At 55.4% G+C, this 24,071-nt stretch carries 25 protein-coding genes; 13 read left to right on the top strand and 12 right to left on the bottom strand.

Going from position 1 to position 24,071, the window contains the following annotated elements; translation table 11 throughout:
- Positions 1 to 6 precede the first annotated feature (6 nt).
- From QZX60_RS00975 to QZX60_RS00965, 3 genes are read right to left on the bottom strand one after another with little or no spacing between them, the layout of a single operon-like run.
- Positions 7 to 1,092, bottom strand: coding sequence for a PotD/PotF family extracellular solute-binding protein (locus QZX60_RS00975; protein WP_295360395.1), 1,086 nt, complete (start codon positions 1,090 to 1,092; stop codon positions 7 to 9).
- On the bottom strand, positions 1,089 to 2,597 hold the full coding sequence (locus QZX60_RS00970) for a Na+/H+ antiporter NhaC family protein (RefSeq protein ID WP_295360392.1): 1,509 nt from the start codon (positions 2,595 to 2,597) through the stop codon (positions 1,089 to 1,091). The genes QZX60_RS00975 and QZX60_RS00970 overlap by 4 nt, the downstream gene beginning before the upstream one ends.
- Positions 2,598 to 2,628: 31 nt before the next feature.
- Entirely contained in the window at positions 2,629 to 3,783 is a 1,155-nt protein-coding gene (locus QZX60_RS00965) for an iron-containing alcohol dehydrogenase (protein WP_295360390.1), read from the bottom strand.
- Positions 3,784 to 3,958: 175 nt separating this feature from the next.
- Here QZX60_RS00965 and QZX60_RS00960 point away from each other — a divergent pair, with 175 nt between their 5' ends.
- Entirely contained in the window at positions 3,959 to 4,774 is an 816-nt protein-coding gene (locus QZX60_RS00960) for a MerR family transcriptional regulator (protein WP_295360387.1), read from the top strand.
- Between the two features lie 21 nt (positions 4,775 to 4,795).
- On the opposite strand, the gene QZX60_RS00955 is transcribed toward QZX60_RS00960, so the two are convergent.
- From QZX60_RS00955 to QZX60_RS00920, 8 genes are all read right to left on the bottom strand, one after another.
- Complete coding sequence (locus QZX60_RS00955) at positions 4,796 to 5,932, bottom strand: FAD-binding oxidoreductase (RefSeq protein WP_295360384.1); 1,137 nt, start codon at positions 5,930 to 5,932, stop codon at positions 4,796 to 4,798.
- Positions 5,929 to 6,258, bottom strand: a complete 330-nt coding sequence (locus tag QZX60_RS00950; RefSeq protein ID WP_295360381.1) for a (2Fe-2S)-binding protein — start codon at positions 6,256 to 6,258, stop codon at positions 5,929 to 5,931. The genes QZX60_RS00955 and QZX60_RS00950 overlap by 4 nt, the downstream gene beginning before the upstream one ends.
- 12 nt (positions 6,259 to 6,270) lie before the next feature.
- A complete protein-coding gene (locus QZX60_RS00945) occupies positions 6,271 to 7,845 on the bottom strand; it encodes an FAD-dependent oxidoreductase (protein ID WP_295360502.1) in 1,575 nt (524 codons plus the stop codon).
- 7 nt (positions 7,846 to 7,852) lie between these two features.
- Positions 7,853 to 8,170: a (2Fe-2S)-binding protein gene (locus QZX60_RS00940; protein WP_295360378.1), complete on the bottom strand. Its 318-nt coding sequence runs from the start codon at positions 8,168 to 8,170 to the stop codon at positions 7,853 to 7,855.
- A gap of 23 nt (positions 8,171 to 8,193) precedes the next feature.
- Positions 8,194 to 9,351, bottom strand: coding sequence for a tyramine oxidase subunit B (locus QZX60_RS00935; RefSeq protein WP_295360375.1), 1,158 nt, complete (start codon positions 9,349 to 9,351; stop codon positions 8,194 to 8,196).
- Positions 9,352 to 9,576: 225 nt separating this feature from the next.
- Entirely contained in the window at positions 9,577 to 10,422 is an 846-nt protein-coding gene (locus QZX60_RS00930; protein WP_295360372.1) for a 3-hydroxyacyl-CoA dehydrogenase family protein, read from the bottom strand.
- Positions 10,423 to 10,505: 83 nt separating this feature from the next.
- Positions 10,506 to 11,282 (bottom strand): enoyl-CoA hydratase-related protein, encoded by a 777-nt coding sequence (locus QZX60_RS00925; protein WP_295360371.1) that lies wholly within the window; start codon positions 11,280 to 11,282, stop codon positions 10,506 to 10,508.
- Positions 11,283 to 11,321: 39 nt separating this feature from the next.
- Entirely contained in the window at positions 11,322 to 12,506 is a 1,185-nt protein-coding gene (locus QZX60_RS00920; protein WP_295360369.1) for an acetyl-CoA C-acetyltransferase, read from the bottom strand.
- Positions 12,507 to 12,960: 454 nt separating this feature from the next.
- On the opposite strand from QZX60_RS00920, the gene accB reads away from it, so the two are divergent.
- From accB to QZX60_RS00860, 12 genes are all read left to right on the top strand, one after another.
- Complete coding sequence (gene accB / locus QZX60_RS00915) at positions 12,961 to 13,440, top strand: acetyl-CoA carboxylase biotin carboxyl carrier protein (RefSeq protein ID WP_295360366.1); 480 nt, start codon at positions 12,961 to 12,963, stop codon at positions 13,438 to 13,440.
- A 4-nt stretch (positions 13,441 to 13,444) separates the two neighbouring features.
- Positions 13,445 to 14,872, top strand: a complete 1,428-nt coding sequence (gene accC, locus QZX60_RS00910) for an acetyl-CoA carboxylase biotin carboxylase subunit (RefSeq protein WP_295360363.1) — start codon at positions 13,445 to 13,447, stop codon at positions 14,870 to 14,872.
- Complete coding sequence (accD, locus tag QZX60_RS00905) at positions 14,869 to 15,741, top strand: acetyl-CoA carboxylase, carboxyltransferase subunit beta (RefSeq protein WP_295360360.1); 873 nt, start codon at positions 14,869 to 14,871, stop codon at positions 15,739 to 15,741. Before accC ends, accD begins: the two co-directional genes overlap by 4 nt.
- Before the next feature lie 36 nt (positions 15,742 to 15,777).
- Positions 15,778 to 16,749, top strand: a complete 972-nt coding sequence (locus QZX60_RS00900) for an acetyl-CoA carboxylase carboxyltransferase subunit alpha (protein ID WP_295360357.1) — start codon at positions 15,778 to 15,780, stop codon at positions 16,747 to 16,749.
- A 29-nt stretch (positions 16,750 to 16,778) separates the two neighbouring features.
- A complete protein-coding gene (locus QZX60_RS00895; RefSeq protein WP_295360354.1) occupies positions 16,779 to 17,738 on the top strand; it encodes a beta-ketoacyl-ACP synthase III in 960 nt (319 codons plus the stop codon).
- Positions 17,739 to 17,754: 16 nt separating this feature from the next.
- Complete coding sequence (locus QZX60_RS00890; RefSeq protein WP_295360352.1) at positions 17,755 to 18,693, top strand: nitronate monooxygenase; 939 nt, start codon at positions 17,755 to 17,757, stop codon at positions 18,691 to 18,693.
- A gap of 15 nt (positions 18,694 to 18,708) precedes the next feature.
- Positions 18,709 to 19,635, top strand: a complete 927-nt coding sequence (fabD, locus tag QZX60_RS00885; protein ID WP_295360349.1) for an ACP S-malonyltransferase — start codon at positions 18,709 to 18,711, stop codon at positions 19,633 to 19,635.
- Between the two features lie 9 nt (positions 19,636 to 19,644).
- The gene (gene fabG / locus QZX60_RS00880) at positions 19,645 to 20,403 is read left to right on the top strand and encodes a 3-oxoacyl-[acyl-carrier-protein] reductase (RefSeq protein ID WP_295360347.1); all 759 of its coding nucleotides are present in this window, start codon (positions 19,645 to 19,647) and stop codon (positions 20,401 to 20,403) included.
- An 18-nt stretch (positions 20,404 to 20,421) separates the two neighbouring features.
- Entirely contained in the window at positions 20,422 to 21,669 is a 1,248-nt protein-coding gene (gene fabF / locus QZX60_RS00875; protein ID WP_295360346.1) for a beta-ketoacyl-ACP synthase II, read from the top strand.
- Between the two features lies 1 nt (position 21,670).
- Positions 21,671 to 22,138, top strand: a complete 468-nt coding sequence (gene fabZ, locus QZX60_RS00870; RefSeq protein ID WP_295360344.1) for a 3-hydroxyacyl-ACP dehydratase FabZ — start codon at positions 21,671 to 21,673, stop codon at positions 22,136 to 22,138.
- A gap of 12 nt (positions 22,139 to 22,150) precedes the next feature.
- On the top strand, positions 22,151 to 22,582 hold the full coding sequence (locus QZX60_RS00865; RefSeq protein ID WP_295360342.1) for a MarR family winged helix-turn-helix transcriptional regulator: 432 nt from the start codon (positions 22,151 to 22,153) through the stop codon (positions 22,580 to 22,582).
- A 200-nt stretch (positions 22,583 to 22,782) separates the two neighbouring features.
- A complete protein-coding gene (locus tag QZX60_RS00860; protein ID WP_295360339.1) occupies positions 22,783 to 23,349 on the top strand; it encodes a hypothetical protein in 567 nt (188 codons plus the stop codon).
- A gap of 69 nt (positions 23,350 to 23,418) precedes the next feature.
- On the opposite strand, the gene deoC is transcribed toward QZX60_RS00860, so the two are convergent.
- Positions 23,419 to 24,066: a deoxyribose-phosphate aldolase gene (deoC, locus tag QZX60_RS00855; protein WP_295360336.1), complete on the bottom strand. Its 648-nt coding sequence runs from the start codon at positions 24,064 to 24,066 to the stop codon at positions 23,419 to 23,421.
- Between the last annotated feature and the right edge of the window lie 5 nt (positions 24,067 to 24,071).

The raw sequence follows: 24,071 nt of genomic DNA, 5'->3' as shown, positions 1-24,071 counted from the left end.
TCTGGACTACTTTTCGCCCATCAGCTTCGTGTAATAGCTGTCCATCAACGCGATTTGTTTTTCGTCGACGGAAACGTTCCACGAATTGTGAAGCAGCCGCTGGGAGCTCTTGATCGACGGATTCTTGTAATAATTTTTTGGCAGATTCTTCGCGATGGCCGACTTCTTTTCAAGGGGCACCGCATAGTATTCCTTGTAGCATTTGGCCAATTCCTTCGGTCTGAGAATAAAATTGATCAGCTGCTGCGCTTCTTTCTTATGGGTCGAAGCCTTCGGAACCGCCCAGTACTGCATGCAGTATTCGTTGCCGCCCTTCAGCGGAATTTCCTCGAACTTATCCCAGTTGGTGTCGCTGTCCCCGCAAAGGGTCGGATAGTCCCAGCAGAAGGCCACCGAACACTCGCCGCTTTCGAGCTGTGACACGGCGCTCTCGCCGACAAAGGCCTTGACGTTTTTCTTGATCTTTCTGAGCAGCGCATTCGCCTCGGCAATCTGAGACTCGTCTGTCGAAGCCGCGGAATACCCCAGATCCTGAAGGGCCGCCCCGTAAAGGGAGTTGGTCGCGTTAACCATAGCCAGCTGATCTTTTAACTTCGGATTGGCTAAATCGCTGAACCGAGTGATTTTAATCGGACAGGTTTTCTTATTGACAATCACAGAGGTGTAGCTCGGCGCCATATCTGGCACGGTATATTCGAGATTCTTGTCCCCAATCGGGCCAGTTTTCTTATAATCGTCCACAATGTACTTGGTGTTCGTGATCTTGCTCTGATCGATCTTCGCCAACAGGTCGTGCTGAACGAAGGGCTTGACGTAAGCCCCTTCCAAATCGATCAAATCGTAATCGGCGTTGCCTTGGATCAGCTTGGACATCAGCGTATCGGTGTTGTCGACGTAGCTGATGTTCACCGTGATGCCCGTTTCCTTTTCAAAATCCTGGAACATTTCTTCGGACCAGGTCCCGTCCCAGACAATGATATTGAGTTCCTTGTTTGATTTTTTCGACTGTCCGCAGCCGGACAGACACATCAAAGCTAAAGCCGCTGCTGTCAAAATCGCAGCGGCTCTGGCTAAATTTCTTTTTAAAATCATAGGACAAATCCTGCGATCAAGTAGAGCACGGCCGAAATCGCATCGGCGATAAGGAAATAGGGCAGTGACGTTTCGTACTGTTCGTAAATCTTGACGCGGCAGGCTCTCGCGGAAATGACGCCGAGGTCAGAGACGACACAGGCGTTGGCGCCGAAAAGACCGGCGGAGATCAAAGCGCCCAGGCACAGCGGCACGTTGGCGCCGATTTTCGTGAGCACGACCATCAACACCGGGATGGCAATTTGATACAGCGTGTAGTTCAGGCTGTAGAGGTATTCCGTCAGTGAGAAGAACACGAACAGGATAAACGGAATCAGATTGACGACCGGAATGCCGCCGAGCACGGAATGCACGAAGGCTTCCATCCCCATGCTGTACATGACGTTCTGCATGATGTAGCCGATCATCAGGATAATGACCATGTCGCACATATCGATGAAGCCGTCGACGATGCATTGGACGTATTCCTGAATCGTGAACAGGCCCTGGCAGACGTAGAGAATACCGGTGAACACCGTCGCGACCATGAACGCGACAAAGCAGTCGAGGCCGCTGGCGATCAGCGCGACGACGATGCAGACGATCGGCAGGACCAAATTGAGGACTGAGCAGTGCTTGGTCCGCGGATTGTCCGGATCGTAGTCTTCTTCTTCCGCTTCGGAGCCGTCGGTCAGCGCGCCCATTTGGACGCCGTCTTCTTCGAGCATGCGGTAGGCTTCCTTCATTTTGCCGATTTTCGGCACGATGCCCACTGCGAAGAGCATGGCGATGACGCAGGCGACGATCGCGTAGAACATGTACGGAATGGTCTGAATGAAAATATGCGTCGCAGCCGCGCGGTTGGGCACGTTTTTCGCCGCCGCAATCTGGTAGACGACGAAATACCCCCACGCCCCGACGGGCAGCAGCTCGGACACGTTAATGCTCAACGTTCGGATGACGTAGGCCAGCGCAAGCCGCGGCTTTTGAATCGCGTCGATGAGCGGCGAGAAGGCCGCACCGGCGGTCAGCGCCGAGACGTAGTCGTCAATCGAGGTGGCCCCAGCGTAAATCCCGGAAGTTGCGAGAATCGCCTTTTCGTTCTTGCCGAAATGGCCGGTAATAAACTTCGTAAAGGCGTTGGTCGCGCCGCTGCGCTTCATCGCAATGATGATGCCGCCGCAGAGGAAGAACGACATGTACATTTCGATGTTTTCCTGATCGGCGAGACTGGTCAGCGTGTCTTTCATAAAGCCGTTTAAAAATCCGCCTTTGTACCACAGAATGTACATCGACAGCGTCCCCATCAGCAGAGAGCTCATGACGTCCTTCGTCGTCAGCGCGTAAACGAACAGCCCGGCCAGCGGCACGAAAATCAGAATCGATCCCTTGGTCACCGACTGCGGGATCAGCCACAGCACGACGTTGAGGATGATCCAGAACGTCCAGAGCTTGACCATCTTTTTATCGATGTGTTTCGGGTTCATGTAATACCCGATGCGCTTGAAGATATTGGCAGTCTCCATAATTTTATCCTTTCTAATCAAACAAACGCTTTTACAAGCGGCCCTCGTAGACGGCCGTCATCACGTTTACAAAATCCGTTTCGTTCATCATCACCGGATTGTCCGCCGTTTCGTCGGCGTGAGCCGCCGTCTTGGCGAGTCTCTGGAAATCCTTCGGGTCGACCTGTTCGATGTCGGCGAATTTGGGAATGTGCAATTTTTCAGCGAGAGCTGCCATTTTGTCGATGCCGGCGATGGCAAGGTCCTCTGCGCTGTCCCGGCTGTCCCCTGCGCCCATGGCGCGGGCCACGTCGGCGTAACGGTCAACCGCGCCCTTCACGCTGTAGCGGGACACCGGCGCGAGGAACATCGCGTTGGCCACGCCGTGGGGAATGTCGTAAAAGCCGCCGAGGGCTTCCGAAATCGAGTGAACCGAGGCCACGTCCGAATTGCCGAAGGCCATGCCCGCCATCGTGCTCGCCGCCATCATCGCATCGAGGGCTCCTGAGTCATGGGTTTCGGCGGCTTTAACGATGTTGTTCGAAATCAGGCGGATCGCCGACAAAGCGATGCCGTCGGTCAAGGGGTTGGCCGCCTTGCAGACATAGGCCTCTACGGCGTGGGTCAGGGCGTCCATCCCGGTGGACCCGAGAATCGCTCCCGGCAGATGATCGATGACCGTCGAATCGATGATCGCCGTCGTGACTGAATTTTCCGGCCCCCAGATGCAGTCCTTTTCCAAAGTTGTGGTATTGTTGATAATCGATTCGTGGGTCACTTCGCTGCCGGTGCCGCAGGTGGTCGGCACACAGATCAGCGGTGCGATCGGATGTTCGAGGTTGCCGTCGGTCCAGTCGGCGCAGACGCCGCCGTTGGTCATCAGGGCGCCGATGGCCTTGGCTGTATCCATCGACGAACCGCCGCCAATGGCGATCAGGTAGTCAATGGCGTGGGCTTTCGCGTATTCGGCGCCCCGTTCGATGTCGACGTCTCTCGGGTTCGGGACGATATCGGTCCAGACCTCAAAATTGAGCTGCTTCGCCTTTAACGCATTGATAATTGGATCGACGAGACCAGTCGCCATCAGCCCTTTGTCCGTGACCACCAGGCCCTTGTCTCCAAGCTTCTCTGCTTCGTCAGCAATCTGATTCAGACTGCCCCGTCCAAAAATAATGTGTGTCGGTGTAAAAAATTCAAATGCGTTCATGCATATCCTCCTTCCCCGGATTGCGCTCCAATAAAAAAAAGCAAAGATGCACCTGAATCCAGTTGCGTCTTTGCTTAGTCATTCGGATCAATAAAACTTTATTAATTTGTACTTTTATTATAAAGCTTGGTGTTATACTAAGGTCAAATCTTTTTTTACATTGCAAGGGGAACCCATGAAAAATAAAAAAACCTTTCGCATCGGCGAATTGTCCAAATTGTTCGGCGTCAGCACCGACGCCATCCGCTACTACGAAAAGGTCGGCATCCTGAGCCCCAGGCGCAATGCGGAGAACAATTACCGGTATTACACGCTGGACGACGTCCGAAAGATTCTGACGATTCGAGAGCTGCTCAGCCTCGACTTCTCCACCGATCAGATCCGGGATTTTCAACAAAACCGCAGCATCGCCAAAACCCAGGAAATGCTGAAGGAGGAGTTGGCCGTCGTCAATTCGGAAATCGTCGCCCTCTTCGAGAAAAAGCACAGCATCGAAACCCGCATCACCTCTATTGACGACAGTCTGTCTCTCACGGCCGATGAAATGGTGCGCTGTCTGAATCTCGAGGATCGGGCGTGTCTAATGATCAGCCAGACCAATCTGCCCGACGACTACGTCGATTATTTCGTCACCCGCTACATTCACACCCACAGCAACCGCATCGACACCATCGGCGCCTGTGACTGCTACACGCTGGATCTGGCCGGCAGCAACCCGGAATCCCAATACTACCGCACCGAAAATATTTTCTTCTACTCGACCAACCAGTTCTATCAGACGAATTACGTGCTACCGGCGGGGAAATACCTGTCTCTGGTCTACCAGGGCCACCTGTCCAAAACAAAAAAGCTGATGCCGAAACTCTTCGACTACGCCAAAATCCACCATTTAAAAATTGCCGGCGACCCGATCGAGATGTGTCACCTCGACGAGTACGAAACCGACAATCACAATGAATTCATTACGGAGCTGCAGCTCCCGGTTCATTAATATTTAATTTTAGTTGCGTCATTACTGATACGGGTTGAAACGGTCGTAGCGCAGGGCGCTCATATCGACCGCAGTTTCTTCGCCCATGGCCATCTGTGCCAGAATCAGGCCGACCGCCGGCGCGGAGCCGAAGCCGTGACCGGTGAAGCCGCAGGCCAGAATCAATCCAGGCACCACGTCGACCGGCGAAATAACCGGCACACCGTCGATGCACATGTCGAGCCAGCCGCCCCAAGAGCGGACGATTTTCGCGTCCTTCAGCGCCGGGATATAGCCTTCGATGGCCCGGCAGCTGGACGGCAGCGTCATCGAAATGGTTTTGAGCTCGTTCAGCGGCATATCGATGCCGTCTTCCAAGCCGCAGTCCGACCCGAAAACGAAGGAGCCGTGCTTGGTCTGATGGCCGTAGAAATTGGCGTCGGCCGTCCCGAGCATCTGTGGGAACATTTCCGGCTGCATTTCCGTGACCAGCGCCTGATCGAAATAGCGGGTCATCGGCACGTCGATACCGACGGTCTGCACGATGTAGCGGCTTTCGTAGCCCGCCGCCACGATGACGGTATCGCCTTCAAAGACGGTGCCGTCTTTGAGGATGACCTGGCGCAGGCGGCCCTTGACCTTTTTCAAGGACTGCACTTCCGCGCCGGTGTAATACCGGACCCCCATCGACAGGGATTTTTTGTAATAGCCCAATGTGGCCATCAGCGGGTTGGCATGGCCGTCGGTCGGGCACCAGCTGGCGCCGATGATATCGTCGGACAGGTACGGGTTGATTTCCCGCACTTCGTCGCCGTCGATCATCCGCACGTCGAGGCCGACCTTCTGCGCGTTGCTCGCCAAAGTCTGGAGCTTTTCAAGGTGTTTTTCCGTTTTGCCCAGGCGCAGGTTCCCTTTTTGGGTGTATTCCACGTCGACGCCCAGTTCATCGGAAAGCTCCGGCCACAAATTTTGAATCCCGTACATGACGTAGGGCAGTTCTCTGACGTCCCGGCCGCTCTGGCGGACGCCGCCGCCGTTTCGGCTGGAACCACCGTGTCCGATGCTGTCCGAGGCTTCAAGCACGATCACGTCCTTGACGCCCTTTTTCGCTAAATAGTACGCTGCGGCGCAGCCATTGATGCCGCCGCCGATGATGATGACATCTGCTGTTTGATTCATGCTTGTTCACCTCCGTCTCTTCCGGCAATTTCCATTTCAGTCGGGCGCATCGGCGCACGGCTGGTCGCCGGCGTTACTTCCGTTGGGGCGACGCCCAATTCTCTGGCGACGATCCCCTTGACGAGCTTCCCGCAGGTCTGCCCTTGGCAGAGTCCCATGCCGCAGCGCAGGTACCGGCGCAGCTCTTCAATCGTAAACATGCCTTCGTGAACGGCCTTTCTGATTTCACCCTTGGTGACTTCTTCACACCGGCAGACCAGCAGGTGGTCGTCGTCAGCCGGTACGTAGGGGCCGATTTTCTTCAATACTTCTTGAATATCTGTCATCTCAGTTCTCCTTTAATCCCGGCTTTTGAAAAAACGGGCCTGCATCAATTTATCGTTCGGTACTTTGATCGTCAAAAGGTTGGTGTGGTCAAAGGCTTTGGCGCTGCGGATCTTCGTGACCTCCGCATCGCAGACTGCCTTGCCGTCGCGGCCGAGGGCCACGCCCTTGTCGCCCTTTTCAGGCAATGGCAAAAATTCGTAAGGCATCGTGACTTCGCCGTAGCCCGGTTCCACGTCTTCTTCGACGAGGAAGATGGCCTGCCCTGAGCAGGACGCGACGCACATGCCGCAGCCGGTGCACTGACTGCCTTCCGTCACAACCGGAAGGGAGGTGATGTTGTCGCCGATGGAGATGCACCCGAATTTGCAGGCATCCTGGCACGGATTGCACGGGATGTTCTGAGTACATTCGATCACAGGGTGGATGCCCTTCTTGTGGGTCACGCCCGGATAGCGTTCGATTTCGTCGTCAGCCACAAATCCTTTTTCCAATAAGTTTTCTGAAACAGCGATGCCTTCTTCGGTTTCGGTGATTTTCTTGCCGCGGTTCTGCGGTGCGAACATCCCCTGGCGCAGCGCGTCGAGGGCTTTTTCCTGATCGTTCACGCGTTTGGCCTTTTCGTCGTCGTCGAGATAGCCGAGGTAATTGGCCACGGCGAGACCGGCGATGCGCCCTTCGATCATCGCGGAGCTGGCTTCTTCGATACCGGTGACGTCCCCTGCGGAAAAGACACCGTCGATCGAGGTCATGCCGTCTTCATCGATCACCGGGACGTAGCCGCCCTTGGTGTCGTCCATTTGACAGCCGGCCATGCTGAGCAGCTGCGCCATCGGTGAGAGGCCGACAGCCAGGCAGATCGTATCTACGTCGAAATGCTTTTCGCTGCCCGGTTTGATTTTCCAATCCGGTCCGACTTCGCCAATGACGACGCCGGTAACGTGATCGTCGCCTTCCGCGCGCATAATCGTGTGGGACAGGTAGAATGGCACGCCGCAGCGGGCAACCTTCGAGGCGTGGACGCCGTACCCGCCGACTCTCGGTGCCGCGTCGACCAGCGCGACGACTTCACAGCCCGCCTGCATCAGCTGATAGCTGACGACGAGGCCGACGTTGCCGGTCCCGAGCATCAAAATCCGTTCGCCCGGCTTGACGTGGTGCAGGTTCATCATCGTCTGAGCTGCGCCCGCGCCGATGACCCCCGGCAGGGTCCAGCCGTCGAAATTGACCATGTTTTCGCTGGCGCCGGTGGCAACCAAGATGCTGTCGCCCTGGACGTGCTTGATTTCGTCGCCGATGCGCACCGTTACTTCCTTGCCGTCAAAGAGGCCGGTGACTGTCGCACCGAGCACGACCTTGACGCCGACGGATTCCGCTTCTTCGAGCAATTGCTTGCCGATGTTGAAGCCGCGCATTTTGGCCTTGTGTTCCTTGGAGCCGAAAAATTTATGAATCTGTTTAAACAGCTGGCCGCCTGGTCTGGCATTTTCATCGAAGACGACGGGCTTGATGCCGCATTTTGCCGCTTCAATGGCTGCGGAAAGCCCTGCCGGTCCGGCGCCGATGACAATCATATCGTAGCGTTCTATTTTCATCTTACACGTTCCTTTCTGCTGATACCCCGTATTGGGTGCGGACATCTGTGCCTTCTTCGAGAGGCGTGATGCAGGTTCTGATATTGGGCTTGCCGTTGACCACCATGACGCAGTCGGTGCAGCGGCCAATGGCGCAGAAGATGCCGCGCGGTTCGTGGCGTTTCGCGGTGTAGCGGTGAACCATGACGCCGGCCGCCTTGAGGGCTGCCGCGATGGGTTCGCCTTCGTAACCGGTCATATCTTTGCCGTCAAAGGTGAAGTGAACGAGCTTGCGTTCCGGTGTTTCACCTAAAATCGGATGATTTGCGATGCGTTTCATATTGATCTCCTTTTATCTCTGTCTCAAAGGGCCTTCGGCTGATCCCACAGCTTCAGCTTCGTGCCGATGCCCTTCTTCAATGCGTTTTCGTAGCATTCCGTTCCCCAGGCCACATCTTCGATTGGGATCCCTTCGATGGATACCAAAATCATTTCGTCATCGGATTTCCGTCCCGGCTTCTTGCCGCGGACGATGTCGCCGAGCTGATCGATGGTGTCCAAATCGAGGAGGCCGTCTCTTGACATGTAGACGAAATCTTCGCCCATGCAGCCGGTGTGTTCGCGGTCGCCGTTTTCGTCGTAGCCTTCTTCGTCTTCGTCCGCGTAGTTGACGAACATCCCGAGGTTGTCGACGACCTTGCGCATGTCGACAATGGAGCGGTAATTCATATTGAAGGCGTTGGTGCAGATGAAGGTGACACCAGGCTTGAACCATTCGGCCTTGTATTCCGGCCATTCCCCTTCCTTGCAGGAGATGGCTTCGACCACAATGTCCGCCGGGCGAATCGCTTCTTCCATCGTCGCGCAGACTTTAATGTTCTTGACCTGCGGCGCGTGTTCTTTCACGAAATCGACGAAAGCGTGGGCGGTTTTAGACTGCGGCGTGCTGCCCTTAATCAGGACGGTGTCGATGTTTTTCATCTGCGACATGACCGCCAGGAAGTTGGCCTTGCCGATGACCCCAGGTCCGAGAATCGACAGCACCTTGGAATCCGGACGGGCCAGCTTTCTGACCGCGAGTCCCGGCATGGCGCCGGTGCGCATCGCGCTGAGCAGGTTGGCTGACATGTACGCGAGGGGCATCCCGGTTTCGACATCGTTGAGCATAAACATAAGGATGGAACGGGGCAGCCCGCGGCTGCGGTTGCGGCCGTTGGAGCCGTACCATTTCACCCCGGCTTTGTGAAAACGTCCGCCTAAATACGCGGGCATCGCGATGAATCGACGGTCCGCCGAATCGTTAAGCGGAAATCCCGGAATCGGCGATTCTTTCGGGAAAAACAACATCAATCCGTGAGCATCGTGATTGGGGCCGCCCATCAGGCAGTCACCATCTGACAGCAATCCCATGGTTTCTTCCATCACATCGACACAGTGTCCGGCATCCAGAACACCAGCTTCGATCATTTGATCCTCATCTAAATATAAGATATCCGCTTCACGGTTCTTCTTTTCGTCCATCCTTATCTGTCCTCCTTCACAAATAAAAAGAGGTACTGCCGCACCCACACTGTGCGGATCAGTACTTCTTTGTACGACGTGTTATTTTTGTTGTTAACCTCATGTTAAACGCTAGCACGATACAAAGGTCAAGGGGTCCCGTTAAATTTTTTTGATTTTTTCTAGATTCTGCACAAAAAAAATCCATCCGCAATAATATTGCGAATGGATTATTTTTAAACTCGATTATTTTGTGTAATCGTAGAAGCCGTGGCCAGTCTTGATGCCGAGTGCGCCGCCGCGAACCATCTTTCTCAGAAGTGGTGCTGGAGCGTATTTGTCGGAACCCGTTTCAGCCTGGAGAACTTCCATAACAGCCAGAACGATGTCCAAACCAACCAAATCGCCGAGAGCCAGAGGTCCCATCGGGTGGTTTGCGCCGAGTTTCATAGCGGTATCAATATCTTCAGCTGAAGCAGTGCCTGCAGCGTAGATTTCGATTGCTTCGTTGATCATCGGAACGAGGATTCTGTTGACGACGAAGCCAGCAGCTTCCTTAACCTGTACAGGAGTTTTGCCGATCGCAACAGCGATGTCTTTGATCTTCTGAACAGTTTCTTCAGATGTATTGTAGCCAGCGATGACTTCGATGAGCTTCATAACCGGTGCTGGGTTGAAGAAGTGCATACCGATGACGTCACGGTTCACACCCTGAGCGATTTCAGTGATGGAAAGTGAAGATGTGTTGGATGCGAAGATGCATTCCGGTTTGCAGATCTTGTCGAGGTTCTGGAACATTTCATGTTTGAGTTCCATCTTTTCGAGGATTGCTTCGACGATCAGGTCGCAATCGCCAACAGTGTCTTTTTCAACCAAACCTGTTGTGATTTTGCCTAAGATTGCGTCTTTCTTCGCTTCATCCATTCTGCCCTTGGATACGCTTCTTGCTAAATTCTTTTCGATTTTAGCTTTGCCGCCATCTGCAAATTCCTGTTTGATATCGCAGAGAACAACTTCATAACCATCTGTCTGAGCAAATGCCTGAGCAATGCCAGATCCCATTGTACCAGCGCCAATTACGCCAACTTTCATATTATTACCTCTCAAATATTTAAATCAATACACAAACACCGAGGGAAGATGGTCATCCTCCCTCGAAAATCGTTGAAAATTAATTATTTGTTCTGGAACGGTTCGTGTTTCCGTTTTTCCATGAATGCTTTCATGCCTTCCTTCTGGTCGGCTGTTTCGAAGCAGTCAGAGAAATGTTTCACTTCAACCTGAATCGCGTCATCCATCGGCACGTCGATGCCTTCGTTCATCGCAGCCTTTGCAGCGCGGACTGCAATCGGTGCCTGAACCGCAATGCGGTTAGCGAGCTTTTCAGCTGCCGGCATCAATTCATCCTGCGGATAAACAGCATTGACAAGACCCCATTTCAAAGCTTCTTCGGCTTTGATGTTGATGCTGGCGTAGATCATTTCCTTCGCCTTGCCAACAGGGATTCTTCTCATCAATCTCTGGGTGCCGCCGAAACCTGGTGTGATGCCCAGGCCGACTTCTGGCTGACCAAATACAGCGTTGTCAGCAGCGATGCGGATGTCGCAGGCCATTGACAGTTCGCAGCCGCCGCCCAGTGCAAAACCGTTGACCGCTGCGATTACAGGAATCGGCAGGGTTTCGATTTTTCTGAATACACGGTTGCCGTGTTCGCAGAATTCTTTGCCTTCTGCTTTGGTGTCTTCAGCCATTTCACCGATATCAGCACCGGCAACAAATGATTTTTTGCCGGCACCGGTGATGATTAAGCAACGGATCGTGTCGTAATCAACCGCATCAATCACTTCTTCGAGGTCGTTCAGGACCTGAGTGTTTAAAGCGTTGAGTGCTTTTTCACGGTTGATCGTGACGATTCCGATTAAATCTTTAGCTTCGTATGTAACAAAACTCATATTGCCACTCGACTTTCGTAAGTAGTTTCTAAAGCGAGCTTACTGCAGGTTTTCCCAAGCAGAAGCAACACCCATACCACCGCCGACGCAGAGTGATGCGAGACCTTTCTTAGATCCTCTCTTCGCCATTTCGTACATCAGGGAAACAACGATTCTTGCACCGGAGCAGCCTACCGGGTGGCCAAGAGCGATACCGGAGCCGTTGACGTTGCATTTATCCATGTCGATGTGCAGGTCGCGGATGCAAGCGATAGCCTGAGCAGAGAATGCTTCGTTGAGTTCGATCAGATCGAAATCATCGATGGTTAAGCCTGTGCGGTCGAACAGTTTACGGCAAGCGTGGATCGGACCTAAGCCCATGACTTCTGGTTCGCAGCCAGCTGATGTACCGTTGATCCATCTCATTAACGGTTTGCAGCCGAGTTCTTTAGCTTTTTCAGCAGACATCATAACGAGAGCAGCAGCCCCATCGTTGATACCGGAAGCGTTAGCAGCAGTGATGACGCCGTCTTTCTTGAATGCCGGACGCAGTTTGCTGATGCTTTCCATTGTAACGCCTTTACGCGGATGTTCGTCTGTATCGAAAACAAATTCTTTCTTGCGCTGTTTTACAGTGATTGGCACGATTTCATCTTTGAAGCGGCCAGATTCGATAGCTGCGTTAGCTCTTTCTTGAGACATAACAGCGATCTTGTCGCATTCTTCACGAGTGATGCCGTATCTTTCAGCGATGTTTTCAGCGGTAACGCCCATGTGATAGTGATTGAAGGTATCTTCCAGACCATCAGAGATCATCGTATCGAGGAATTCGCCAGCGCCCATTCTGTAACCATAACGGCCGCCTGGAACGACGTACGGAGCTCTTGTCATGTTTTCCATACCACCAACGACAACGACATCTGCGTCGCCAGCTGTGATCATGTCAGCACCGAGGTTGATGCACTTCATACCAGAACCGCAGAGGTTGTTTAATGTTAAAGCTGGTTTTTCAACAGGAATGCCTGCGTAAACAGCAGCCTGACGAGCAACTGACTGGCCCTGTGCAGCCTGAAGGACACAGCCCATTAAAACTTCGTCAACGTCATCTGGCTTGATGCCTGCACGGTTGACCGCTTCTTTGATAACTGTTGAACCCAACTGGACAACAGGTACATCTTTCAAAGAACCTCCCATTGAACCGATAGCCGTACGGCAACCGCTGACAACTACAATTTCCTTAGCCATAAATTTCCCTCCATAAATTAATTTACAAAACTAAAATGTGAGTGTTCACATTGTTATGGTGACCCTAGCGGGTCTCTGTTAAAACTATAACAATCATATCATACTTTATGAATTTGTCAATAAGATTTCATTATTTTGCAAATTATTACTCTTTTTATTTTACCGTTTTTAAGAAAGATTCAATTCAAATAAAAGGGTTGCAGTCTTTCTACATATTATATAAAAATTTTCGGCCTTCTGCATCAAGTTCAATTTAAATTTTCTAAAAATTAAAAATTTTCTTTGATATGCGCTTATCTTATTTTTTTCTGCGCATGATCTGTATTTCATGCTATAATGTTGACGAATATCTAAAAATTTTTAAGCAATCCAGGTGGAAAGCAAATTTTCATCTTTTATTTACAAATCAATTCTGGAATCAATTCTTATTGAAAAGATTTTACACGGAGGCAGTATGGAGTTTAACGAAATTCTCGAATTAATCGATCGTTTTGATCAAAGCGACGCCGTTTCATTAAAATGGACCCACGAGGGCGACGCGCTCGTTCTGAAAAAAGCCGGCGCTTATCCGGCAAAAGCGGTGGCAGCCGCCGCTGCACCAGCCGTTGTGCCGGCCGCTGCGCCCGCTGCACCGGCGCCAGCGCCTGCAGTCGATGCACCGGAAACAAGGGACACACCGGAAGCTGAAAGCGCCGGCGACACGATCAACGCGCCGTTGGTCGGCACCTTCTATCAAGCGCCGTCACCAGATGACCCGCCTTACGTCAAGTCCGGCGACACCGTACATCAGGGTGACACGGTCGGCCTCATCGAAGCGATGAAAATGATGAGCGAAATCCCGGCGCCCTTTGACTGCGAAATTCTCGAAGTGCTCAAAGAAAACGCCACGATGGCCGAATTCGACGAACCGCTGATGCGCGTCAGAAAGCTGTAAAGCCATGTTCCGTCGAATACTCATTGCCAACCGCGGCGAAATCGCGGTCCGCGTGATCCGCGCCTGCACTGAAATGGGCATCGAATCCGTGGCCGTCTATTCCACTGCCGACAAAGACTCGCTTCACGTGCAGCTGGCCACCCGCGCGGTCTGTATCGGTCCGCCGCCAGCTAAGGACAGCTACCTCAACGAAAACGCGATCCTTCAGGTCGCCAAATCGACCCGGTGCGAAGCCATCCACCCCGGATATGGCTTTTTGTCTGAAAATGCCGACTTCGCCGACCGCTGTGCCGAAGAGGGCCTCGTCTTTATCGGGCCCTCCGGTGACGCCATCAGAAAAATGGGCGACAAGGCCGCGGCCCGCGAGCTGATGCAGGCAAACGGCGTCCCAGTCGTGCCCGGCAGCGACGGCAGCGTATCCCTCGAAGAAGGGCAGAAGATCGCTGACGAAATTGGCTACCCGGTTCTGATCAAGGCCGCAGCCGGCGGCGGCGGACGCGGCATGCGCAACGTCGACCGTCCCGAGGATTTCGCCGCAAAATTTGCAGAAGCCCAGTCCGAAACCGTCGCCAATTTCGGTGACGACCACATGTACGTCGAAAAGTTAATTCAAAATCCCCACCACATCGAATTCCAGGTGATGGCCGATACCAAGGGCCACGTCGTGCACTTCGGCGAACGGGAATGCTCTATCCAGCGCAAACACCAGAAACTCATCGAAGAGAGCCCGTCCCATCTGCTGACGCCGGAGGTGCGCGAGGAAATGGGCGCAGCCGCGGTGAAGGCAGCCAAGGCCGCCAATTACGCGGGCGCCGGCACCATCGAATTCGTGATGGACGACGATCTGCACTATTACTTCATCGAAATGAACACCCGGATCCAGGTGGAACACCCGGTGACCGAACAGGTGTGCGGCGTCGACCTCGTCCGCGAACAGATCCGCGTCGCCGCCGGTCTGCCGCTGTCCTACGAACAGAAGGACATCCACCAAAAAGGCTGGGCCATCGAATGCCGCATCAACGCGGAGGACCCGATGAACGATTTCCGTCCTTCTCCAGGCAAAACGAATTTCGTCCACTTCCCCGGCGGGCCAGGCTGCCGCATCGACTCCCTGCTCTACAACGGCTACACGATGAACCCGTTTTACGACAGCCTCGTCGTGAAAATCATCGCGTCCGGCAATTCTAGACTTGAAGCGATCCAGCGGATGCGCCGCATGCTCGAGGAACTGGTCATCGACGGCTACCCGACGACCGCAGAGCTGTGCTACCTGATCATGCACCACACCGCCTTTGTCCACGGCAATTACAACACCGGCTTCATCGAAAGCGAGTACGACACCCTGCTCAAGTGGAACCGGGTCGGCGCCGGGCTGGACCCCATCGACATCGGCGATACCCAATTATCTAAAGATGAAGGAGATCGATCATGAGCAGCAACCCATTTCAAAAGCGCCGTGAAGAAATCTTCAACCTCAAGGCCCTTCGGGAACGGCGCAGCATCACGACGATGCCCGACGCGATCCCGATTCAGCAACGCACGACGATTTGTCCCAAGTGCGGTCACGCGCTGACCCTGGACGAGCTCGAAGCCAATCTGCACGTCTGCCGCTGCGGCTACCACTTTCCGATCGGCTCTCACTACCGCCTCCAGCTCACGATGGACCCAGGCACGATTCGGGAAATCGCCAAGGGTGTCAAGCCCTTCGACTGGCTCCATTTCCCAGGCTACCCGGAAAAGCTCAAGGCACAGCGGAAGAAATCCGGCTCCACCGAAGGCGTCTCCGCCGTGCGCGGGAAAATCGGCGGCTACCCTGTAGTCGTCGCCGCGATGGACACCCGCTTCTTCATGGGCTCGATGGGCTCCGCCGTCGGCGAACGCATCACCCAAGCTATCGAATTGGCTGAACGCAAAAAATGGCCGCTGATCTTATTCTGTGCCAGCGGCGGCGCGCGGATGCAGGAAGGCATCATCAGCCTGATGCAGATGGCCAAGACCAGCGCCGCGATGGAACGGCTCTCCCGTAAGGGTGTGCTGTCAGTCATCGTGCTGACCCACCCGACCACCGGCGGTGTCACAGCCAGCTTCGCGATGCTCGGCGACATCACCCTCGCCGAACCCGGCGCGCTGATCGGCTTCGCCGGCCCCCGCGTCATCGAACAGACCATCGGCGAAAAGCTGCCGGAAGGTTTTCAGCGCGCGGAATTCCAGCAGGAACACGGTTTTGTCGATCAAATCGTCCCCCGGCGGGACATGCGCAAGACGTTGATTCAGATCCTGCGCCTGCACGACCGCTCCTGAAAAATCCATTAAGATTTAGATAAGAGAAAGGAAAAGATGACGAATCAAGACAATTCGAATCTTTCGGTCCGCGAGCTTGAAACGCGGATCGACCGCCTGGACAAACGTATCCAGGACATCGGCGATCCCATCACGCCGGCCGACGTCGTCCAGCTTCAGCAGCTTCAGCGCGACCGCGACGAGCTGCTGCACCTGTGCGCCAACCCGACACCGGTGGACCGCGTCTACCTGGCGCGCCACCCCGGCCGCCCCGGCGTGGTCGACTACGTCGCCCATTTATTCACCGATTTCTTTGAACAGCGCGGCGACCGCCTTTACCGGGAAGACCCGAGTATTTACGGCGGCATCGCGATGTTCGACAACCACCCGGTGACCGTCATCGGCACCCGCAAGGGCAAAACCCTTCAGGAAAACCTCGCCTGCCATTTCGGCATGCCCTGCCCGGAAGGTTACCGCAAGGCCAGACGGCTGATGCACCAGGCTGAAAAATTCAAACGGCCAATCATCACCTTCGTCGACACCGCCGGCGCTTACCCTGGCAAGGAAGCTGAGGAAAACGGCCAGGGCGAAGCCATCGCCCGCAATCTGGCTGAAATGAGTCAGCTGCGCGTGCCGATCATCGCCGTGTTCACCGGCGAAGGCGGCAGCGGCGGCGCTTTAGCTCTCGGCGTGGCCAACCATTTGATCATGCTGGAAAACGCGATTTACTCGATTTTAAGCCCTGAGGGCTTTGCCAGTATTCTCTGGAAGGACCCCAGCCGCAGCGACGAGGCCTGCTCGGTCATGAAGCTCACCGCTCAGGATCTCTACGACCTGAAGGTCGCGGACGAAATCGTCAAAGAACCCCTTGGCGGTGCGCACCGCGACCCCGACGCCGTGTACCACGCGCTGCGCGGCGCGATCCGCAAAAACCTGCGCAGCCTTTCGCGCCTGAGCGGCAGCGAGCTGGTCAACCGCCGCATCGCCAAATTCAGGGCGTACGGCATTGTCGATACGAGAAATTCGTAACCCCCATTGAAAGTTGAGGCTTTAATTTTATGAATGGCATCAAAATTATCGGATCGGGATCGGCCGTCCCGGATAAGGTCGTCACCAACGACGATCTCGCGCAAATTGTCGATACCAGCGACGCCTGGATCTCTGAGCGCACCGGCATCCGCACCCGACACTTCATCGAAAAGGACGAGACCGCGTCGGACCTGGCGATTCTCGCGGCCAAACGTGCCCTCGCCGCCTCCGGCATCGCACCGGAACAGATCGGCGCCGTCGTCGTGGCTACCATTACCGGCGACACGACCTCCCCGAGCACGGCCAACCGCGTCGCGCTGGCGCTGGGCGTCCAGCCCAACACGCCGAGCTTTGACATCTCCGCGGCCTGCTCCGGCTTCGTTTACGCACTAAAGGTCGCCCAAGGCATGATCGCCGACGAAAGCGACCGCCCTTACGCGGTGGTGGTCGGCGTCGAAGCGCTGAGCCGCGATCTGGACTTCACCGACCGCAGCACCTGCATTCTTTTCGGTGACGGCGCCGGCGCGGTTGTCGTCAAAAGCGACCCGTCCGCGCCCTTCGACGCAGTGCTCGGTGCTGAAAGCGACCCGGCCATCGGCGTCCCCGGCGACATTAACAAAACCGAATTCATCACAATGGACGGCCGGAAGGTTTTCCGCTTTGCCGTCCGCATCATCCCGAAGGTCATCAAGGATTATCTCGCCAAGACCGGCGAAACCCTCGACGACTACGATCAGGTCATTTTTCATCAGGCCAATTCGCGGATCATCGAACACGCCGCGAAAAAGCTCAAGCTGGCTCCTGAAAAGGCGTATCAAAATCTCGACCGCCTCGGCAACACCAGCGGGGCTTCCATTCCGCTGGCCCTGGATGAAATGGTCCAACACAACATCATTCGGCCCGGCTGCCGCATTCTGTGCGTCGGCTTTGGCGCCGGCCTGACCTGGGGCGCCGCCGGCATCACCTACGCCGCATCTCCCCGCGTTTGATTGGAAAGGAGTTCTTATGAAACTGATTAGTGAATTGCTGCACACCCAATATCCCTTCGTTCAGGGCGGCATGGCCAACATCGCCACCGGCGCCTTTGCCGCAGCCTGCTCCAACGCTGGCGGGCTTGGGCTCATCGCCTCCGGCGGATGGGACGCCGAAAAGCTCAGAGCCGAAGTCAAAACCTGCAAATCCCTGACGGACAAGCCCTTCGGCCTGAACCTGATGTTGATGAACCCCGATGCGGACAACATCGCCAAAATGGCCGTTGAAGAAAAAATCCCGGTGATCACCACCGGCGCCGGCAACCCCGGCAAATACATGGAAGCCTGGAAGGCCGCCGGCATTCTCGTGATTCCAGTCGTCGCGTCAGTCGCGCTGGCCAGACGCCTCAGCGGCGAAGGCGCCGACGCCGTCGTCGCCGAAGGCTCTGAAAGCGGCGGCCACATTGGGGACGTCACGACGATGGCCCTCGTGCCTCAGGTCGTCGACGCGGTGGACGTGCCGGTTATCGCTGCCGGCGGCATCGCGGACGGACGGGGCGTCGCCGCGGCGCTGGCTCTCGGCGCTGCCGGCTGTCAAATCGGGACGGTGCTCCTCGCCTCCGAAGAATGCCCGATCCACGAAAACTATAAAAAAGCCGTCCTCAAGGCGAAGGACCGCAGCACGGTTGTCACCGGCCGATCCTCTGGCGCGCCGGTCCGCGTCCTGCGCAACCAGATGACAAAGGCCTACCTCAAGGAAGAACAGGCCGGCGCCGATTTGGCCACACTGGAAAAATTCACCCTCGGCAGCCTGCGCAAGGCTGTTCTCGACGGCGACACCAAAAACGGCAGCCTGATGTCCGGGCAGATCGCCGGCCTCGTGGACGAAATCCGTCCGGTGGCCGACATCTTCAAAGACCTCTACACCGGCGCCCAGTCGGTCATCTCCGGCCTTCAGGATGTATTCGAATAAGCAAAGGAGAACGCAATGACACTCGCATTTTTATACGCCGGTCAAGGCGCTCAGCACGTCGGGATGGGCCAGGACCTTTACGAAAAATACCCGGCTTTCGCCGACGTCTTCGATCGGGCTGACCTGCCTTTCGATTTGAAAAAGCTCTGCTTTGAAGGGCCGGAAGATCAGCTGAATCAAACCCAATACACCCAGCCGGCCATGGTCGCTTTCGCCATCGGCGTCACCAATGTGCTGAGAGAAGCCGGCATCGTGCCGGATATGGCCTGCGGCCTTTCCCTCGGGGAATATTCTGCGCTTTACGCCGCCGGCGTCTGGGACGCCGCCACGACCCTCGACCTGATCGCCTTCCGCGGCCGGGCCATGGCTGAAGCGTCCAAAGGACTCGACGTCGGCATGGACGCCGTTCTCGGCTTAGACGCCGAAAAGCTCGGCGCCATCTGCGGTGAAGCCTCGGCGGCCGGCAAAGTCGAAATGGCTAACTTCAACTGTCCGGGACAGATCGTCATTTCCGGTGACGCCAAAGGCGTCGAACAGGCCTCTGCCCTCGCCAAGGACGCCGGCGCCAAGCGAGTGATCCCGCTCAAGGTTTCCGGTCCCTTCCACACCAGCTACATGAAACCGGCCGGCGACGCCCTCGCCGATAAATTCAAGACCATTACCTTCAACGAACCCCAGTTCCCGGTGCTGTTCAACGCCATCGGCGACGTCAAACCCGACGACGTGACGATTCCGGAGCTGCTCGAAAAACAGGTTCAGCAATCGGTCTATCTCGAACAGAGCATTAAAAAGATGGCCGACATGGGCGCGGATACCTTCGTCGAAATCGGACCGGGCAAGGCCCTTTCCGGCTTTGTGCGCAAGACGATCCGCGGCACCAAGCCGATGAAAATCGACACAGCGGACGATCTCGCCGCTGTTATCTCAGCATTATCGAAATAAAGAGGAACCATGAAAAAAGAAACCAACGCCAATCCAATCGTCCTCGTCACCGGCGGAAGCCGAGGCATCGGCCGCGCGACCTGCCTCGCCTTTGCCAAGGCCGGCTACGACGTCGCCGTGAATTACGCCGGCAACCAGGCCGCCGCTGAGGATACCGCTCAGGCCTGCCGCGAGCTCAATCCCGAAGGGAAGGTCGCCGTGTACGCCGCAAACGTCGCCGACGCTGATGCCGTCGACGCGATGTTTAAGGCCGTTAAGGCCGACTTCGGCGCCCTCGACGTGCTGGTCAACAACGCCGGCATCACCCGAGACAATCTGATCGCGCTGACCAAGCCTGAAGATTTCGACGCGGTGGTCGCGACCGATCTCCGCGGCGTCTTCCTGTGCATGAAGGCCGCCTCCCGGATCATGATGCGCCAGCGCCACGGCCGCATCATCAACGTCAGCTCAGTGGTCGGCCTCCGCGGCAACGCCGGACAGGTATCCTATTCCGCTGCCAAGGCCGGTGTCGTCGGCATGACCAAATCCCTCGCAAAGGAATTGGGCCGCCGCAACATCACTGTCAATGCGGTCGCGCCGGGCTTCATTCAAACCGACATGACCGGCGCCCTCGACGACAAGCAGAAGGCCGCCGCGACCCAGAACATCCCGCTGAACCGTCTGGGGACCCCTGAAGACATTGCCGGCGTCATCGCCTTCCTGGCCAGCGACGCCGCCGCTTACATTACCGGACAAGTGCTGCCTGTAGACGGCGGCATGGCCATTTAACAAAGGAGAAATACGAATATGAATAAAGAAAACCGCGTCGTCATCACCGGCATGGGCACCGTCAACCCCCTTGGCAACAGCGTAGCCGAAAGCTGGGCTGCCGCCAAGGCCGGCCAAAACGGCATCGCCGAAATCACGCTGTTCGATTCGTCAGAACAGAAGGTGCACCTGGCCGGAGAAGTCAAAAATCTCGACATCAGCCCGGTGATCAATCGCAAGGACGCCCGCCACATGGACCGCTTCACTCAGTTCGCGCTGGTCGCGGCAGACGAAGCGATGAAACAGTCGGGCCTCGACATTTCCAAAGAAGCGGACCCCTACCGCTGCGGCGTCATCATGTCCAGCGGCATCGGCGGCATCTCCACCATTGAAGACAATCAGAACCGCGGCATGAAGCGTGGATTCGACCGCGTCTCCCCGTTCTTCATCCCGTCCGCGATCCCGAATATGGCCGCCGGGCGCATCGCCATCGCCCACGGCTTCAAGGGCTACTCCACCTGTATCGTCACGGCCTGCGCGTCGTCCAACAACGCCATCGGCGACGCCTTCCGCCAGATCCGCGACGGCTACGCCGACGTCATGCTCGCCGGCGGCGCAGAAGCCTGCGTCACACCGCTGTGCATCGGCGGGTTCACCGTCATGCAGGCCCTGTCCACTAATCCAGACCCGGAAACGGCCTCCTGCCCCTTTGACGCGGAACGCTCGGGCTTCGTGATGGGCGAAGGCGCCGGCGCGCTGATCCTCGAATCGCTGGACCACGCTCAGGCCAGAGGCGCCAAAATCCTAGGCGAAGTCGTCGGCTACGGCACTTCGACCGATGCCTACCACATCACGGCCCCATCTCCCGACGGCGAAGGCGCGGCAGCCGCGATGACCGCTGCTTTGAAGGACGCCGGCATTACGCCGGAAGCGGTCGGCTACATCAACGCTCACGGCACTTCGACGCCTCTCAACGACCAGATCGAAACCAAGGCCATCAAGACCGCCTTCGGCGATCACGCGAAGGACATGATGGTCAGCTCGACGAAGAGCATGACAGGCCACCTGCTCGGCGGCACCGGCGCGGTCGAAGCGATTTTCACGGCGATGGCCCTCCACGATCAATTCGTGCCGCCGACCATCCACTACCAAAATCCCGACCCGGACTGCGACCTCGACATCGTCCCGAACGAAGGGCGCGAAGCCGATCTCGACTACGCGCTGTCCAACGGGCTGGGCTTCGGCGGCCACAACGCCGTCGTGATCATGAAACGCTGGGAGGCTTAAGATGAGCGAAACGACCCGCGAACCTCACGAATTGTCCGCCGCGCAGATTCAGGAAATCCTGCCCCACCGCTACCCCTTCCTGCTCGTCGACCGCATCCTCGACTACGTCCCCGGAGAAATGGCCATCGGGCGCAAATGCGTCTCCAACAACGAGATGCAGTTCCTCGGCCATTTTCCGGGCTATCCGGTGATGCCGGGCGTGCTTTTGATCGAAGCCATGGCTCAGGTCGGTGCGGTCGCGATGCTTTCCCTTCCGGAAAACAAGGGCAAGCTCGCCTTCTTCGGCGGCATCAAAAACGCCCGGTTTAAGCGTCAGGTCGTCCCCGGCGACGTGGTGGAAATCACGACGGAAATCACGAACACCCGCGGCCCCCTCGGGACTGGAAAGGGCACCTGCAAGGTGGACGGCAAAGTCGTCGCCCGGGCGGAAATCACCTTCGCCCTGTCGGACCCCACTGCAGAAGCGTAGACAGGAGCGGCGATGTTTACTGAACCTTTAGCCGAGATTTACAGAAAACTGCGCCTCTACTTTTACCGCGAAGTGGCCCTGCAGAGCAGCCAGAACTCGCTGACCTTTTCCGAATCCTTCTGTCTCGAAGCGATTTATTCGCTGGGCGAGCCGACGATCAACGCTTTCGCCCAGTTCATGAACATCTCGTCGCCCAACGCGACGTACAAGGTCAATTCTCTGGTGCAGAAAGGGTACCTGAAGAAGGTCCGCTCCGACGAAGACCGCCGGGAATACCACTTGGTGGTGACGGACAAATTCTTAAAATTTCACGAAATCAATACCCGCGGCTACGAGAAGACCATGGACCGCATTTACCAGACGTTCACCGCGGAAGAGCTGTCGACGCTCGACCAATTCATGAACCGCATCAACGACGAGCTGGTCGAATCGCCGCCGGTTTAAAGCCGTGATGTATCGCCGCTTTCGCCCCGGTATCCTGCCGGTGTGAAGGCGGTTTTTTCGTGTCCATTTTTTCTTTCAGATTTCGAATATTAAAGTTGACGATGGCGGAGCTTACGGATATAATAGTGGCATTTAAAAAGCGTATACACAAAATATGAATAGAATTGCGTAAAAATTGCGCGAAAAGAAAGGAACCCGAAATGATGACTGAAGCTCAAAATACAGAAAGTACACCGTTTCCACAAGCGATGCCTACGCCTGAAGATTACGGCGCGCCTATTAATTCCGACGACGTCAATGATTTTATCCATATGGTCGAACAGGCCTTTTCTCCCATTGAAGCCTGGTACCGCGGCGAAACGGAAGTCGACGACGTGGTCGCCCTCGTTCAGGATCAGTTTGACGCCTACGAAAAGGCGGCAGCGCCTTACCGCGACCTGCTGAAGCGCACCTACGTCTGGAAGGACGAAATGGACGCGGCGGCCCGCCGCACCCGCGTAAGCGGCGATCCGAAGAACGACACGGCCGACAAGACCTTCGACCGCATCGCCTACTCTCAGATCCAGTTTGCGGTCTTCCGCGCCAACTACTGCGTCCAGCAGATCATCTCCTCCGCGCACAAGGCCACCCAAGCCTTTGAAGGCCTGCTCAAACATTTGCCCCAACTCATTGAACAAGGCGAAGATTTAAGAAGCATCCCGTGGGTCGAATTGACGCTGCTCAAAAAACACCGCCGCGGCGTCGGACCGTTTCGGTATCAAAAATAATCTTATATATGCAAATAACTCCCAGCTGTGAACGACAGCTAGGAGTTATTTTTATATTATGGCTTATGTTTACTTATCTTTTAATAATCCGATCGCTCTACTTGTACCAATACGTGCACAGCCAGCCTTGACAAAAGCTTCTAAATCTTCGACAGTGCTGATACCGCCGGCTGCTTTCATTTTGACATTAGGACCAATATGCTTTTTGAAAAGCTCAATATCTACAATTTTTGCGCCTTCCGGGCCAAAGCCAGTCGAGGTCTTAATAAAATCAGCGCCTGCTTCTGTGACCAGTTCACATACTTTTATTTTTTCCGCTTCATCCAGATAGCAGGTTTCAACAATAACTTTCAGAATTTTACCTTCTGTCGCTTTTCTAAGCGCTTTGATTTCATCAAGAACGTAATCGTAGTTACCAGCTTTCATTTCACCGATATTGATCACCATATCGATTTCCGACGCGCCGTCCGCAATTGCTTGAATCGCTTCCGCAACTTTAACTTCTGTCGTGTTGTAACCATTGGGAAAGCCGATTACAGTACAGACATTCAGGTCCGGATAATTCTTATGGGCCGGCTTCACGTAGCAAGGTGGAATGCAGACAGATGCTGTATGATATTTCAGCGCATCTTCGCAAATTGGAATCATGTCTTTCCATGTAGAAAATGGTTTTAGAAGGGTATGGTCGCATCTACTGATAATTTCTTGTTTGTCCATAATTT

The sequence above is a fragment of the uncultured Pseudoramibacter sp. genome, assembly GCF_903789625.1.
GTDB classification, from domain to species: Bacteria; Bacillota; Clostridia; order Eubacteriales; family Eubacteriaceae; genus Pseudoramibacter; species Pseudoramibacter fermentans.
Note: the sequence above shows the minus strand (reverse complement) of the source record. Positions and strands in the feature narration are given on the sequence as shown.

Excerpts from the sequence above, each read along its gene's own strand:
- QZX60_RS00950 (WP_295360381.1), bottom strand. The coding sequence starts at position 6,258 with ATGACAGATATTCAAGAAGTATTGAAGAAAATCGGCCCCTACGTACCG.
- QZX60_RS00965 (WP_295360390.1), bottom strand. The coding sequence starts at position 3,783 with ATGAACGCATTTGAATTTTTTACACCGACACACATTATTTTTGGACGG.
- QZX60_RS00930 (WP_295360372.1), bottom strand. The coding sequence starts at position 10,422 with ATGAAAGTTGGCGTAATTGGCGCTGGTACAATGGGATCTGGCATTGCT.
- QZX60_RS00865 (WP_295360342.1), top strand. The coding sequence starts at position 22,151 with ATGTTTACTGAACCTTTAGCCGAGATTTACAGAAAACTGCGCCTCTAC.
- fabD (WP_295360349.1), top strand. The coding sequence starts at position 18,709 with ATGACACTCGCATTTTTATACGCCGGTCAAGGCGCTCAGCACGTCGGG.
- QZX60_RS00970 (WP_295360392.1), bottom strand. The coding sequence starts at position 2,597 with ATGGAGACTGCCAATATCTTCAAGCGCATCGGGTATTACATGAACCCG.
- QZX60_RS00860 (WP_295360339.1), top strand. The coding sequence starts at position 22,783 with ATGATGACTGAAGCTCAAAATACAGAAAGTACACCGTTTCCACAAGCG.
- deoC (WP_295360336.1), bottom strand. The coding sequence starts at position 24,066 with ATGGACAAACAAGAAATTATCAGTAGATGCGACCATACCCTTCTAAAA.
- QZX60_RS00900 (WP_295360357.1), top strand. The coding sequence starts at position 15,778 with ATGACGAATCAAGACAATTCGAATCTTTCGGTCCGCGAGCTTGAAACG.
- QZX60_RS00920 (WP_295360369.1), bottom strand. The coding sequence starts at position 12,506 with ATGGCTAAGGAAATTGTAGTTGTCAGCGGTTGCCGTACGGCTATCGGT.
- accC (WP_295360363.1), top strand. The coding sequence starts at position 13,445 with ATGTTCCGTCGAATACTCATTGCCAACCGCGGCGAAATCGCGGTCCGC.
- QZX60_RS00960 (WP_295360387.1), top strand. The coding sequence starts at position 3,959 with ATGAAAAATAAAAAAACCTTTCGCATCGGCGAATTGTCCAAATTGTTC.
- QZX60_RS00955 (WP_295360384.1), bottom strand. The coding sequence starts at position 5,932 with ATGAATCAAACAGCAGATGTCATCATCATCGGCGGCGGCATCAATGGC.
- fabG (WP_295360347.1), top strand. The coding sequence starts at position 19,645 with ATGAAAAAAGAAACCAACGCCAATCCAATCGTCCTCGTCACCGGCGGA.
- QZX60_RS00895 (WP_295360354.1), top strand. The coding sequence starts at position 16,779 with ATGAATGGCATCAAAATTATCGGATCGGGATCGGCCGTCCCGGATAAG.
- QZX60_RS00975 (WP_295360395.1), bottom strand. The coding sequence starts at position 1,092 with ATGATTTTAAAAAGAAATTTAGCCAGAGCCGCTGCGATTTTGACAGCA.
- QZX60_RS00890 (WP_295360352.1), top strand. The coding sequence starts at position 17,755 with ATGAAACTGATTAGTGAATTGCTGCACACCCAATATCCCTTCGTTCAG.
- QZX60_RS00935 (WP_295360375.1), bottom strand. The coding sequence starts at position 9,351 with ATGGACGAAAAGAAGAACCGTGAAGCGGATATCTTATATTTAGATGAG.
- accD (WP_295360360.1), top strand. The coding sequence starts at position 14,869 with ATGAGCAGCAACCCATTTCAAAAGCGCCGTGAAGAAATCTTCAACCTC.
- fabF (WP_295360346.1), top strand. The coding sequence starts at position 20,422 with ATGAATAAAGAAAACCGCGTCGTCATCACCGGCATGGGCACCGTCAAC.
- fabZ (WP_295360344.1), top strand. The coding sequence starts at position 21,671 with ATGAGCGAAACGACCCGCGAACCTCACGAATTGTCCGCCGCGCAGATT.
- QZX60_RS00925 (WP_295360371.1), bottom strand. The coding sequence starts at position 11,282 with ATGAGTTTTGTTACATACGAAGCTAAAGATTTAATCGGAATCGTCACG.
- QZX60_RS00940 (WP_295360378.1), bottom strand. The coding sequence starts at position 8,170 with ATGAAACGCATCGCAAATCATCCGATTTTAGGTGAAACACCGGAACGC.
- accB (WP_295360366.1), top strand. The coding sequence starts at position 12,961 with ATGGAGTTTAACGAAATTCTCGAATTAATCGATCGTTTTGATCAAAGC.